The sequence below is a fragment of the Citrobacter farmeri genome (assembly GCF_019048065.1).
GTDB lineage: Bacteria > Pseudomonadota > Gammaproteobacteria > Enterobacterales > Enterobacteriaceae > Citrobacter_A > Citrobacter_A farmeri.
The window spans coordinates 2,640,293-2,653,530 of record NZ_CP077291.1 but is presented as its reverse complement, the minus strand read 5'-3'; the positions used below and the strand labels follow the sequence as shown (position 1 = coordinate 2,653,530).

At 52.8% G+C, this 13,238-nt stretch carries 16 protein-coding genes; 7 read left to right on the top strand and 9 right to left on the bottom strand.

Annotation, left to right across the window (positions count from 1 at the left end; all coding sequences use genetic code 11):
• Positions 1–5 precede the first annotated feature (5 nt).
• Positions 6–254, top strand: a complete 249-nt coding sequence (locus I6L53_RS12495) for a GlsB/YeaQ/YmgE family stress response membrane protein (protein ID WP_042319510.1) — start codon at positions 6–8, stop codon at positions 252–254.
• A gap of 141 nt (positions 255–395) precedes the next feature.
• Here the strand turns inward: I6L53_RS12495 and I6L53_RS12490 are convergent, their stop codons facing one another.
• On the bottom strand, positions 396–494 hold the full coding sequence (locus I6L53_RS12490) for a YoaK family small membrane protein (RefSeq protein WP_042287604.1): 99 nt from the start codon (positions 492–494) through the stop codon (positions 396–398).
• A 188-nt stretch (positions 495–682) separates the two neighbouring features.
• Here I6L53_RS12490 and I6L53_RS12485 point away from each other — a divergent pair, with 188 nt between their 5' ends.
• Positions 683–994, top strand: a complete 312-nt coding sequence (locus tag I6L53_RS12485; RefSeq protein ID WP_042319509.1) for a hypothetical protein — start codon at positions 683–685, stop codon at positions 992–994.
• Here the strand turns inward: I6L53_RS12485 and I6L53_RS12480 are convergent.
• Together I6L53_RS12480 and I6L53_RS12475 are read right to left on the bottom strand one after the other, a co-directional pair.
• Positions 980–1,327, bottom strand: coding sequence for a DUF488 domain-containing protein (locus tag I6L53_RS12480; protein WP_042319508.1), 348 nt, complete (start codon positions 1,325–1,327; stop codon positions 980–982). The genes I6L53_RS12485 and I6L53_RS12480 overlap by 15 nt on opposite strands.
• Positions 1,311–1,820, bottom strand: a complete 510-nt coding sequence (locus tag I6L53_RS12475) for a 2-thiouracil desulfurase family protein (protein ID WP_042319507.1) — start codon at positions 1,818–1,820, stop codon at positions 1,311–1,313. The genes I6L53_RS12480 and I6L53_RS12475 overlap by 17 nt, the downstream gene beginning before the upstream one ends.
• A 154-nt stretch (positions 1,821–1,974) precedes the next feature.
• Here I6L53_RS12475 and I6L53_RS12470 point away from each other — a divergent pair, with 154 nt between their 5' ends.
• Positions 1,975–2,682, top strand: coding sequence for a CTP synthase C-terminal region-related (seleno)protein (locus tag I6L53_RS12470; protein WP_042319505.1), 708 nt, complete (start codon positions 1,975–1,977; stop codon positions 2,680–2,682).
• A gap of 35 nt (positions 2,683–2,717) precedes the next feature.
• On the opposite strand, the gene I6L53_RS12465 is transcribed toward I6L53_RS12470, so the two are convergent.
• Complete coding sequence (locus I6L53_RS12465) at positions 2,718–3,899, bottom strand: CynX/NimT family MFS transporter (protein WP_042319503.1); 1,182 nt, start codon at positions 3,897–3,899, stop codon at positions 2,718–2,720.
• A 99-nt stretch (positions 3,900–3,998) separates the two neighbouring features.
• Between I6L53_RS12465 and I6L53_RS12460 the strand changes: the two genes are divergently transcribed.
• Complete coding sequence (locus I6L53_RS12460) at positions 3,999–4,793, top strand: AraC family transcriptional regulator (protein ID WP_042319502.1); 795 nt, start codon at positions 3,999–4,001, stop codon at positions 4,791–4,793.
• On the opposite strand, the gene I6L53_RS12455 is transcribed toward I6L53_RS12460, so the two are convergent.
• Positions 4,774–5,220 carry a DUF441 domain-containing protein gene (locus tag I6L53_RS12455; protein WP_042319499.1) on the bottom strand — a complete coding sequence of 149 codons (447 nt, stop codon included), beginning with the start codon at positions 5,218–5,220 and terminating at the stop codon, positions 4,774–4,776. The genes I6L53_RS12460 and I6L53_RS12455 overlap by 20 nt on opposite strands.
• A 207-nt stretch (positions 5,221–5,427) precedes the next feature.
• Here I6L53_RS12455 and yoaI point away from each other — a divergent pair, with 207 nt between their 5' ends.
• Complete coding sequence (yoaI, locus tag I6L53_RS12450) at positions 5,428–5,532, top strand: small membrane protein YoaI (RefSeq protein ID WP_094465381.1); 105 nt, start codon at positions 5,428–5,430, stop codon at positions 5,530–5,532.
• Positions 5,533–5,536: 4 nt separating this feature from the next.
• On the opposite strand, the gene I6L53_RS12445 is transcribed toward yoaI, so the two are convergent.
• The 4 genes from I6L53_RS12445 to yeaG form a co-directional block, all read right to left on the bottom strand.
• A complete protein-coding gene (locus tag I6L53_RS12445) occupies positions 5,537–6,040 on the bottom strand; it encodes a YbaK/prolyl-tRNA synthetase associated domain-containing protein (protein WP_042319496.1) in 504 nt (167 codons plus the stop codon).
• A 40-nt stretch (positions 6,041–6,080) separates the two neighbouring features.
• Positions 6,081–7,571: a diguanylate cyclase DgcJ gene (dgcJ, locus tag I6L53_RS12440; protein WP_042320063.1), complete on the bottom strand. Its 1,491-nt coding sequence runs from the start codon at positions 7,569–7,571 to the stop codon at positions 6,081–6,083.
• Positions 7,572–7,707: 136 nt separating this feature from the next.
• Positions 7,708–8,991: a YeaH/YhbH family protein gene (locus I6L53_RS12435; protein WP_042319493.1), complete on the bottom strand. Its 1,284-nt coding sequence runs from the start codon at positions 8,989–8,991 to the stop codon at positions 7,708–7,710.
• A 116-nt stretch (positions 8,992–9,107) separates the two neighbouring features.
• On the bottom strand, positions 9,108–11,042 hold the full coding sequence (gene yeaG, locus I6L53_RS12430) for a protein kinase YeaG (protein WP_042319490.1): 1,935 nt from the start codon (positions 11,040–11,042) through the stop codon (positions 9,108–9,110).
• Positions 11,043–11,486: 444 nt separating this feature from the next.
• Between yeaG and I6L53_RS12425 the strand changes: the two genes are divergently transcribed.
• Positions 11,487–12,233, top strand: a complete 747-nt coding sequence (locus I6L53_RS12425) for a MipA/OmpV family protein (protein WP_042319488.1) — start codon at positions 11,487–11,489, stop codon at positions 12,231–12,233.
• 90 nt (positions 12,234–12,323) lie between these two features.
• Positions 12,324–13,178, top strand: a complete 855-nt coding sequence (locus I6L53_RS12420) for an aldo/keto reductase (RefSeq protein ID WP_042319487.1) — start codon at positions 12,324–12,326, stop codon at positions 13,176–13,178.
• The last annotated feature ends 60 nt before the right edge of the window (positions 13,179–13,238 follow it).

Below are 13,238 nucleotides of genomic sequence, written 5' to 3'. Positions count from 1 at the left end.
AAAAAATGGGCATTATTTCATGGATTATTTTTGGTTTGATTGCAGGTATTCTGGCGAAGTGGATTATGCCTGGTAAGGATGGTGGTGGATTCTTTATGACGATCATTCTGGGGATCGTCGGTGCCGTTGTGGGGGGCTGGATCAGTACTCTGCTTGGCTTTGGGAAAGTGGACGGTTTTAACTTCGGCAGTTTCGTGGTGGCGATTATTGGCGCTATCGTCGTGCTGTTTATCTACAGAAAAATCAAAAGTTAACCCGCAAAAATTGACTGACAAAAGGCGACCTGAGGGTGGCCTTTGTCATTTTTGAACCAGGCGTTACCACCAACCCAGTTCAGTACCCAGTACCACAACCAGCGCAACAACAATCATAATAAGCGTCGTTTTTTTCATCATTTACGCCCCCGGTGCGGCATAGCCACCAATGAAAAACCAGGCCAAAAACACCACGGCCGTAATGAAAATGACGACGGGAAACAGTATGCCCAGTCTCATGCGCTCACCTGTCTGAATTATGCAAAGAGGAGCAAGGATAACAGGGGTTAATGGGTGACAAAAGGAGTTTTCTCCTCGCGCTTTTCGCTTATTCTGCGAGCGACCAGGGCGTGACACACGGGCTCACGGCAGGTTATCATTTCTCAGAATTATCTTAACCAGAGCCGCAGGAGCGCAACGAGAGAAGTATGTTTCAGCTAAAGCCGGGTACCCTGGCGTTAATCATTGGTGCGAAAACGGCTGCCGGGCGCGGCAACATTGGCAAGTCGGTTGAGTTATTTCATCTCTGCCAACCGGGTGAGGTATTTATTAATCCCGTGAATGGGTTTACCACGATGCTACCGAAAGAGACGCCGCGTGCGCTCTGGCTGGTGACGGGTGAGGTGGTCTCAGCAAGCGGGCAGCAGGGTTTTGCCTGGGTGAGAGCGGCAAACCTGATGCCGCTGCAGCCGGATACTCAGCCTGAAATGATGAATACCCGCGAATCACAATTCCTGTAGCCAATCCGCCAGCACAAGGGCGTGATTTTGCTCACTGTTTTTGGCGGCGTACAGCAGCGTCAGTCTCTGTTGGCGCGCAATCTGTGCCAGCCGCTCGCCTTCCTTCTTCTGTGTGGCAAGTTCCGCACGGTATAGCTCAGAAAAATGATGAAAATCGATCGTTTGTGCGTGAAAAGCTTTGCGCAGTTCTGTTGAGGGGGTGAGGTCTTTGACCCACTCATCCAGTGCGAGATCCGCTTTTTTGATCCCGCGCGGCCACAGTCGGTCAACCAGTACCCGATAACCGTCACTGTCCTCTGCCGGATCGTAGACGCGTTTACACTGAATATTCATGTTTGTCTCTCTCCTTAATCCAGGCACAAAATTCGTCGAGCTGATGGTCGGAAAAAACCGTTATCCCGTGCTGGCGTAACAGCGCTGCGGCAACCCCCATTCCGGGATGTCGTTGACCGCTGAAACTGCCATCGTAAATAAACTGACTTCCACAGGTTGGGCTACCGTCGGTGAGTAGCGCAACGTCGCAGCCGTTATCCTGCGCCGTACGAAGAGCCAGCCAGGCGGCAAGCTGATAGTGCGCCGTGACATCATGGCCGCTCTTTTCCACAATGAACGCGCGCCCCTGCATGACGTCGTTGCCATCGGCCTGAACAATCTCAGCCGGTGGGCGCGGGGTCGGCAATCCAGCGGCCAGTTCCGGGCAGTGGACCACCAGGCGCTGTTCTGCCTGTAAGTGAGCTAATATCGTTGTCGGGTAGGCTTTCTCGCTGCCGTTATAACGAACCTTCAGCCCCATCAGGCAAGCACTCACTAAGACCTTACTTTTCATCGCATTTGCCTCGACAAGCAGAAAAACAGCACCCGATCACTATATCACTTTGCGCGTGCCCATCCTTAAATTAAGGTATTGTGATGACAGTAAAAGATCGGTAGGCTGAGGCTCCTTATGTTGTCCCCAATTGTTCTGACGTAAGGAATTCTCCATGGAAATATCCCCTGTAAAAGATACGCTGCGGATTGCGCTGGTGGGTGATTACAATGCTGGCGTCACCGCGCATCAGGCGATTCCTCTGGCCATCGACGACGCCGCTGCGGTTCTGGAACTGGTGGCGGATTACGACTGGCTGGCCAGCACCGAAATCGCCAGTGCAGAAGATCTGGTCGGCTATGATGCCATCTGGGTGGTCCCCGGTAGTCCATACAAAAATATTGAAGGGGCGCTGACTGCCATTCGGTATGCCCGCGAAAACAGTATTCCCTTCCTGGGAACCTGCGGTGGTTTTCAACATGCTATTCTCGAATACGCCCGTAACGTACTGGGTTGGTCAGATGCCGCCCATGCAGAAACGGACACGACAGGCCGGATGGTCATTGCGCCACTGACCTGTTCACTGGTGGAAAAAACTGACGATATTGAACTGCGACCCAACACTCTGATTGCCAAAGCGTATGGCCAGTCGGTGATTTCAGAAGGCTATCACTGCAACTATGGCATTGCCGAGGCGTTCGCAGCTGAACTGGAAAGCGGCGATCTACGGGTGACCGGCTGGGATGATAACGGGGATATTCGGGCGGTGGAGTTGGTCACGCATCCATTCTATGTCGCGACCCTGTTTCAGCACGAACGGGGTGCGCTGGCGGGTAAACCGGTGCCTCTTGTCCAGGCGATGCTGCGCGCGGCGCGCGGCTAATCAGCAGGGCAGACGTATAGTCTGCCCTGATCCTGTCAGGCGGAGATCTCTTTATTACGCCCGGCATAGCGTCCGAAGATCGCCATCACGACCGCCAGCGCCGCAACGGCCAGCAGCGGGATCTGCCAGCTTCCCTGGCCGTCATGGATCCTGCCCATCAGGGGTGGCCCGCAAGCGGCCAGTAAGTAGCCTACAGATTGCGCCATGCCGGAAAGCGCCGCCGCCTGATGCGAAGAGCTGGCGCGCAGGCCGATAAAGGTTAGCCCCAGAATCATCGTCGCGCCGGAGCCGAATCCAAACAGCAGCGTCCACAGCACCGCCTGATCCGGCATAAACCAGAACCCTGCCGCGCCCACCGCACACATCAGCGATACCAGCGCGGCGATACTGCGCTGATCGCGAAAACGATGCAGTACCAGCGGAATGAGTAAACCGGGAGAGGCCGTTGCCAACTGGAGCAAACCATGCAGGGAGCCGGCCTGTGCTTCACTGTAGCCGTGACTGATTAAGATCGCCGGTAGCCAGCCGATAATCACATAATAGATCAGTGAGTTAATCCCAAGAAATAACGTTACCTGCCAGGCCAGCGGAGAACGCCAGATGCCGCGTGTGTGCAGGGCGCGTGAGGAGGTCACGTTCGCATGAGTGGTATTGCGCCACTGCGGCAGCCAGACCAGAAACGCCAGCAGCGGGAATACCATCAGCAGCAACAGCGCACCGCGCCAGCCAAACCCGTTCAGCGCCAATGGAACCACCAGCGCAGATCCCAGCGCGGCGGCAGCCCCCATGGTCAGGGAATAAGCGCCGGTTAGTCTGGCGACGTGCTGCGAAAAATCGCGTTTGATCAGACCCGGCAGCAGCACGTTGCCGAGGGCGATACCGCAGCCGATGACGGCGGTGCCGAAAAACAGTAATGAGACGGAGGGCAGAGAACGCATGGCAATCCCGGCGCAAATCAGCAGCATCGCGACGAAGAGGCTGCGTTCCATGCCAATACGACGGGCGATGCCAGCGGCAAGGGGAGAGACCAGCGCAAACGCCAGCAGTGGCAACGTAGTTAATAATCCCGTCTGGGCGGTTGTAAGACCATAATCAGCGCGAATCGCATCCAACAAAGGGGCGGCGCCCGTAAATGTCACGCGCAGTGTGGTGGCAATCATCAGGATGCCCACAATCAGCAGGGCACCGTGGTTGCCGCGTGGTAGTGAAGAAGTCATTGTTCTCTCATATCAACAGGTGAGGGCGTACCTTACCGCGTTTATCTGTATTGCGAATCAAGCTAAAATGACAGTTTATCGCTAAATTCGGACAAAGTGATGTACAGTTTACGACTCGACGGATATGACCCCGATCTTCACCACGACGCCGCCGTGGCGTTTCGCATTCGCGCCCGCCCTGACGAGCTGTTCAGTGCACAGCACCAGCATCGTAAAGGGCAACTGATTATGGCGCTGCATGGGGCCATCACCTGTGATGTTGAGTGCGCAATGTGGATGGTACCACCGCAGTATGCGGTCTGGATCCCAGGTGGCGTCCCTCACAGCAACCACGTGACGGCAGGTGCGGAGCTCTGCTTCCTGTTTATCGAACCAAATGCGGTCACTCTGCCGGAAAATTGTTGTACGTTAAAAATATCTCCACTTTGTCGGGAGCTGATCCTCACTCTGGCAACACGTAGCGATGGTCAGCGGGCAGAACCGCAGACGCTGCGCCTGACGCAGGTGCTATTCGATGAACTCCCGCAACAGCCGCAGGAGCAGATGCAACTGCCAGTCTCTGCGCATCCGAAAATTCGTCGGATGGTTGAAACAATGGCGCGCGAACCGGCACAGTGGCAAACGCTGGGGCAATGGGCTGGCGTATTTGCGATGAGCGAACGCAATCTTGCCCGGCTGGTCGTCAGGGAGACAGGGCTCAGCTTTCGTCGCTGGCGGCATCAGCTCCAGCTTATTCTGGCTTTACAGGCCCTCGTCGGGGGGCACAACGTGCAGCAGGTGGCACAACTGTTGGGATACGACTCCACCACGGCGTTCATCACCATGTTTAAAAAAGGCCTGGGCCAGACGCCAGGCCGTTATCTGGCGGGATTGACTACTGCCTTCCCACAATAAGCGAGACCAGACCGGCAGCGATAAGCGGCCCGACAGGCACACCGCGAAACAAGGCCACGCCAAGTACGGTGCCGACCAGTAATCCGGCGACCAGTTGCGGTTGGCTGCCCATCAGCGTCACACCGCGCCCGCCGAGCCACGAAACCACCACGCCAACCACAATCGCCACCAGCGATTTCCAGTTAAGGAAAGAATGGATCAATGTGGAAGGCGGCAGCGTCCCGCTGGCGATAGGTGCCATGACGCCAATCGTCAGGATAATAATCCCGATGGTCAGCCCTTGTTTTTCAATCCACGGGAAAAAGGTATTGAGCGGGGTAACGCGGACAATAATCAGCACCAGAATTGAAACGGCGACAGTGGTGTTATGGCTGACAAAGCCCAGAGCTGCCAGCCCAAGCAGGACCAGCAGAGTGACATCAAACATCGTTGTTTCCTTGCCAAAGAAAGTTAAGCCTGTTTACTCTACGCCCAAACGCAACGCAGAGCAGACTTTTTTCGAATCAGACCGCTATTTTCAGGCAAATGCATGATGGCGAAAAAATAGCCGTTTTTGAGGCGTTGTCATCAAATTGCCATTATCGAGGACTATCAATAACAGGTGAGCAGGTATCTCTCATTATGAGGTGTAGCCATGAACGATCACATGTTTATTGAAACGCTAATTATTAGCTCATCCTTTTTCGCCATCGCTGCCGTTATCGTGATTTCGGTGCTAATTCTTGAACGCGGTAGCTGAAGGCTTACGATGCGCGGTGAAATGCCACCTGTTCAGGTTGAGCAATGCGCAGATAATCATCAGTATTGAGAATGACAGACGCCGTGAGCACGCCAGCGTTAAAGGCAATTTCGCTATAGCGCTCGAATAACAGCGGATCGGCAACCAGTTTTAACTGCGGATGAAAACTAAAGGGCGGAATCGCGCCAAACACGCAACCCGTGAGTGCGTCTACCTCTGCCGGGCTGGCGAGAGAGGCTCGCAGGCCGCCAAGATAAGACGCCAGTTGACCGAGATCGGCCTGTTGATCGGCTGGCAAAATCGCCAGTACATGCTGATTCACACCATTGCCTTTGACTTTGCAGACCAGCGCCTTCGCTCCCTGACCCAGAGCGGTGCCCCGAATTTCTGACACTGCCTCGCATTTCCCCACGGCCTCATGACTGACGACGCGATAACGTGCGCCCTCCAGAGATAATAAATCGAGTAAACGCTGATGGATGTCGCTGCCTTTCTCCATTTCGCTCATCTTTCACTCCTGTTCGCGCGAAAAAACACGCTAAAGACTATCACGAATGCTGACGATTTTGGTGCTTGTTGAGGTAGAGCTGTTCGTCAGAGGCGGTGTAGGCATCGTGCAGCGTATCGTTCGGCTGCATGTTGTAACAGCCTGATGAAAATAGAATATCCTTCTCTGGCGCAACGGTGCGCAGATGGTTGGCAATGCGTTCCGGCAGGCGGGGGGCCATGTCTGGCTCAGCGTCTATCAGGATGATGCAAAACTCATCCCCGCCCAGGCGGATAGCGTAATCGCTTTTACGCACCGAGGCCTCGATGGCTTTCGCCAGCAGTGTGATCGCGCGATCGCCCTCGTGATGCCCCTGCGTATCGTTAATCATCTTCAGCTTGTCGAGATCGATGGCAATAAAGGTTACCGACGTTCCGGCAGCGACTAACCGTTGTAATCGCTGTTCAAGCGTTGGGGTTAAAATTTTACGGTTATACAGGCCCGTCATCGCATCGCTGATATTTTCACGGGTGACATTGTGGTAAAGGCGGAAATGCAGCCTGACCATATTGAGGAGCAGGGCAGTCGCCAGCAGGTAAAACAGAAACAGTTTCCAGGAAGAGACAATGAAATACAAAATATCGAGCGATAGCTCGACGTGCAGACCGCCGGGAAGATTGCTGACGTAATTAACGTAGGGAAAAAGATTATTTTCGCTTTGATGGATAATAATTGTCTTATCCGAGTCGGTATCCGTGACGCTGGCATCGAGATAACGCCAGACCAGGGGGCGGTCGTGGGTAAAAACGATATTTTGCAAATTATGCTTATTAATATCCACCATCACGATGCCTTTTAACTTACCATTCAGATAGACGGGTGTTAAAAAACTCATTACGTTAAGTTCGGTACGATCATCCTGATAGATACTTGACAGCACGGTCCGGCCAGAAAACAATTCATCAATATCAGCCTGATGAATACCTAATGAGCCTTTCTGTAAAAAAGCCCAATGATGCATGGCAAACTGATGGGTATTGATCAGATCGTAGAAGTAAATATATTGATTCTGTAAATCCAGATAATAATGAAATTTCTCTTCTGAGGTGGCGAGTCCTTTTCCATAATCGACCTGTTCCCGGTTCACCTTGACGGCGCGATCAAACGCGGGGAGCAGCAGCACATCATTCGTGATACGCGCACAGTCAGCGGCAGAGGCCTGTAACGTACCGTGGAGCGCGGGATAATTATGCTGCGTCAGATTCAGGCCATACACCGAGTTGGCACGTTCAAACGCCTGGCAAATGGAGTTGCGGACCTCGTCAGGGACCGTTTTTTTCGGCGATGCCAGCGTGCGCATCAGATGGGCGGCAATGCTCTGGTTTTGGTATTTATCATACAGAAACGAGGAGTCTGCTTTTTCGATGATATAGCGCATATAGCCATTCATTGCCTTATGGCTGGCAATAAGTTCGTAGATCAAAAAGGAGGATGTCAAAACGACAACGCTTGCGGAAATAAAGAGCCTGAGCGCTTTATGAGGCAATTTCATGATAAACAACAACCCTCCTGGTCAGATAATCTATTTTATCACACGTCACAGGGGCAACCTACTGACCAACGGGAATATGGAGTGCAAAAGGCATGAAATGAACCAGCCAGGAGACTATTTCCCTGGCTGGTTGCGATCAATTGGTGCTGGTGGCACTTTGTTTTTGAAAAAGCTCGCGGAACACCGGATAAATATCATCCTGATCGCGAATATGCTGCATTGCAAAATTATCAAACGTGGCCTGCAGATGCTCATATTCGCGCCATAAGGTTTGATGCGCCCGGCGGGTAATTTCAATGTAACTATAATAGCGAACCACCGGCAGCAGTTTCTTCGCCAGAATTTCATGGCACAGCGGAGAGTCATCCGCCCAGTTATCACCATCCGATGCCTGTGCCGCGTAGATATTCCACTGCGCAGGATCGTAACGCTCCTTCACGACGTCATCCATCAACTTCAGGGCGCTGGAGACAATGGTCCCCCCGGTTTCCTGAGAGTAGAAGAACTCATGTTCATCGACCTCTTTCGCCTGGGTGTGGTGACGGATGTAGACCACTTCCACGTTCTTATAAGTTCGGCTCAGGAACAGATAGAGCAGAATATAAAAGCGTTTGGCCATGTCTTTCGTCGACTGATCCATAGAGCCGGAGACGTCCATCAAACAGAACATTACCGCCTGGCTGGAAGGATCGGGACGCTTCTCGTAATTTTTGTAACGTAAGTCGAAAGTGTCGATAAACGGTACGCGCTCGATTTTGGCCCGCAGTTCGGCAATCTCTTTGCGTAACCGTTCCTCCTCCAGAAGTTGCGCCGGTTCGCTCTTGCTGATGGTGTCGAGGTCCTGCTCAAGCGCGTGCAACTCGCGTCGCTTGCCAGCCGTCATGGCCGTACGTCGGGCAAGAGAATTTTGTAGCGAACGTACGACGCTGATATTGGCCGGTACGCCGTTGGCGGTATAGCCCGCGCGATGCGTTTTATACTCTGTCAACTGACGCTGTTGGTTTTGCTTCAGGTTGGGCAACGCTAAATCTTCGAAAAGCAGATCCAGGTATTCGTCTTTGGAGATCTGAAAGACGAACTCATCCTGGCCTTCACCGTCCTGACTGGCCTGGCCCTGTCCGCTTCCTGAACCACCGCCTCCGCCTTGTGGGCGCTCTATGCGGTCATTTTGCACGAAATGGTCGTTTCCCGGATGAACGCGATGACGCAGGCCGCCGCGTCCCTGATGAAACATCGGTTCGCTAATATCTTCCGTTGGAATGGAGACAGATTCACCGCTGTCTACATCGGTCACCGAACGCTTGTTAATGGCCTCGGAGATCGACTGTTTAATTTGTGCTTTATAACGGCGCAAAAAGCGCTGGCGGTTAACCGTGCTCTTGTTTTTACCGTTAAGTCGTCGGTCAATGAACCAGGTCATATGTCCCCCGTACTGCATTTGCCAACTTTATGCGCCACCTGTAGGGCCGCGTATCCGGCCTACGGCTCGCTGTTGTTGTGGGCCCGGCTGGCGACGCGCCGCCGGGCTGTTTGCTGTTAAGACGATTTACGTACGCGCAGATACCATTCGCACAGTAAACGCACCTGTTTACGGGTATAGCCTTTTTCCATCATCCGGTCGACAAAGTCGTCGTGTTTCTTCTGCTCATCGGTCGAGGTTTTGGCATTGAACGAAATGACCGGCAGCAGCTCTTCCGTATTGGAGAACATTTTCTTCTCAATCACTGTGCGCAGTTTTTCATAGCTGGTCCAGTTCGGATTCCGTCCGCTGTTGTTGGCTCTCGCGCGCAGCACAAAGTTGACGATTTCATTACGGAAATCTTTCGGATTACTGATCCCCGCGGGTTTTTCAATTTTCTCCAGCTCAGAGTTCAGCGATTCACGGTCAAACAACTGACCGGTATCCGGATCGCGGTATTCCTGATCCTGAATCCAGAAATCGGCATAGGTGACATAACGGTCGAAAATATTCTGCCCATATTCCGAGTAGGATTCGAGATAGGCGGTCTGGATCTCTTTGCCAATAAACTCGGCGTATTTCGGGATCAGATACCCTTTCAGGAACTCGAGATAGCGTTCAGCCTGCTCCTGCGGGAACTGCTCACGCTCAATCTGTTGTTCCAGGACATAGAACAGGTGAACCGGGTTAGCGGCAACTTCGACATGGTCAAAGTTAAAGACGCGCGAGAGGATCTTAAACGCGAAGCGGGTCGACAAACCGTTCATTCCCTCATCGACACCGGAATAATCGCGGTACTCCTGATACGACTTCGCTTTCGGATCGGTGTCTTTCAAACTTTCGCCATCATAGACGCGCATTTTCGAGTAGATACTCGAGTTTTCCGGATCTTTCAGGCGGGAAAGAATCGAGAAGCGAGCCAGCGTTTCCAGGGTTCCCGGCGCGCAGGGCGCGTGAGTCAGTTCACTGTGGTTAAGCAATTTCTCGTAGATTTTGATCTCTTCGGAAATGCGTAAGCAGTACGGCACCTTCACGATATAAACACGGTCGAGGAAGGCTTCGTTGTTTTTATTGTTGCGGAAAGTCACCCATTCCGATTCGTTCGAGTGGGCGAGGATAATGCCGTTGAACGGCAGGGCGGAGATTCCCTCGGTGCCGTTGTAGTTACCTTCCTGAGTGGCGGTCAACAGTGGATGCAGCACTTTAATCGGTGCTTTAAACATCTCAACAAATTCCATAATCCCCTGGTTGGCCCGGCACAGTGCACCGGAATAGCCATACGCATCTGGATCGTTCTGGGCGTGGTGTTCGAGTTTACGAATATCCACTTTCCCGACCAGCGCGGAGATATCCTGGTTGTTCTCATCGCCGGGTTCCGTTTTGGCAATTGCAATCTGTGCAAGGATTGACGGCCAGACCTTCACCACGCGGAATTTGGTGATATCTCCACCGAATTCATGCAGGCGTTTGGCGGCCCATGGCGACATAATGGTACCGAGATAACGGCGCGGAATGCCGTACTCTTTTTCCAGAATCTGAGTATCTTCCTGCGGATTAAACAGGCACAGCGGATGATCGTTCACCGGACTGCGCTCACCGTTGGCACTCAGTACATAAATCGGGACGCGCTGCATCAACGACTTCAGTCGTTCGGCAAGCGACGATTTCCCGCCCCCTACAGGCCCCAACAGATACAGAATCTGTTTCTTCTCTTCCAGCCCCTGAGCCGCGTGCTTCAGATAAGAGACAATCTGTTCAATCGCGTCTTCCATGCCGTAAAACTCTTCAAACGCCGGATAACGTGCGATAACCCGGTTGGAGAAGAGACGAGAAAGTCGGGGTTCCTGGGCAGTATCAACCATGACAGGTTCACCAATAGCCATCAATAGCCGTTCTGCCGCGTTGGCATAAGCACTGCGATCTTGCCGACAAGTGGTAAGAAACTCCTGCAGTGTGAACTCTTCGTCCTTGGCAGCTTCATAACGCTGGCGATAGTGATCGAATATATTCATGATATGCCGTCCTTTCGTTTTTTAGCACAGGTTAAGAGCCGTTCATATGAATAGTAGAGGCTCCCGGAAGAGGTAGACTGAACGACGTCATTTACTGTCTCGTATCAAAAAAACAGCAACTCTCATGCCAGCTTGCACAGCGTGAGACCAACGTGCCCGGTGATACAACTTCTAAATTAAAGCGTAGATGGCATTTGCAAAACTTGCATGCACCCACAAATGATTTTCAATGGCATATCAATAACTCATCCGCAAAAAGTGTGTAGCTAATGTAAATAATGCAGCAGGAGATCACACAGTTTTCATCCTGGTGTAAACAGCGCGTCATCTCAGCCTGCAAAATTAGACGGTTACATTCTTTCATTAATTTGTAAAATGGTTGGGTTGTAACGTATTGGCGGTTACACTTTTGCCGCTGAACATTTGAATAAGGAAAGATGGATTGTGACCAAACTCAAACTTCTGGCACTTGGCGTGTTAATCGCATCGTCTGCTACCGTGGTGCACGCTGAAAGCAACCTGACGCTTGGCGCTGGCGTTGGTGTGGTTGAACACCCTTATAAAGATTACGACGCGGATGTTTACCCGGTTCCGGTGATCAACTACGAAGGCGACAACTTCTGGTTCCGTGGTCTGGGCGGTGGGTACTATCTGTGGAACGACACGGCAGACAAATTGTCGATCACGGCCTACTGGTCCCCGATGTATTTCAAACCTGGCGACAGCGACGATCGTCAGATGCGTCGTCTTGATAAGCGTAAGAGCACCATGATGGCGGGCTTATCTTACGTTCATCACACCGAATATGGCTTCCTGCGTACCACGCTCGCCGGGGATACGCTGGACAACAGCAATGGTATTGTCTGGGATCTCGCCTGGCTGTATCGCTATACCAATGGCGGCCTGACGTTGACGCCGGGTATCGGTGTTGAGTGGAACAGTGAAAATCAGAACGACTATTACTACGGTGTGTCTCGCAAAGAGTCCGCCAGGAGCGGTATGCGTGGCTACAACCCGAACGACAGCTGGAACCCGTATCTGGAGTTGAGCGCGAATTACAACTTCCTCGGTGACTGGAGCGTTTACGGTACTGCACGTTACACCCGTTTGTCGGATGAAATAACCGACAGTCCGATGATCGACAAATCCTGGACTGGCCTGATTTCAACCGGGATCACCTACAAGTTCTGATTGTGCATTATTACTGTGCAATTTGTGCATCAAAACAGGGCGCTTGCGCCCTGTTTTGCATTACGGTGGTGCACAGTAAAGGAGGATGTGATGACAGATAAACAGGTTGTCTTTGCTGGTGAGGCTATTTTGCCTGCTATCGGGCAGGGGACGTGGTATATGGGGGAGAATCCCGGTCATCGTCGGGCGGAAGTCTCTGCACTCCGTGCGGGCGTCGACCTGGGGCTGACGCTCATCGATACCGCTGAAATGTATGCCGATGGCGGAGCGGAAGAGGTCGTTGGTGAGGCGCTGAACGGCTTGCGTGAGCGCGTATTCCTGGTGTCGAAGGTATATCCGTGGAATGCGGGCGGACAAAAAGCGATTGCCGCCTGCGAGGCCAGTCTGCGTCGGCTGAAAACCGACTATCTTGATCTCTACTTATTGCACTGGTCGGGTAACTTCTCCTTTGCCGAGACGGTTGGCGCGATGGAAACACTGATTGCCCAGGGCAAAATTCGTCACTGGGGAGTATCTAATCTCGACCTCAACGACATGCAGGCACTGTGGCAGGTCCCGGGAGGAAAGCGGTGCGCGACCAATCAGGTGCTGTATCATCTGGCTTCCCGTGGCATTGAATACGATCTGCTGCCGTGGTGTCAGCAACATCAACTTCCCGTGATGGCATACAGCCCCCTGGCACAGGCCGGACGACTGCGTAGCGGCTTGCTTAATCATCCGGTGGTCAATGAGATTGCGCGTGCGCACAGTGCGTCAGCGGCACAGATCCTGCTGGCGTGGGTCATCAGCCATCAGGGGGTGATGGCGATTCCAAAAGCGGCAAGCGTGGAACATGTGCAGCAAAATGCGGCGGCGCTGAGCATTACGCTTTCCGCTCAGGAGCTCACAGCACTGGATAAGGCGTATCCTGCGCCGAAAGGGAAAACAACGCTGGACATGGTGTGAGGTTTCGTAGGCCGGATAAGATGCGTGAGCATCGCCATCCGGCAAACAATGCCTGATGGC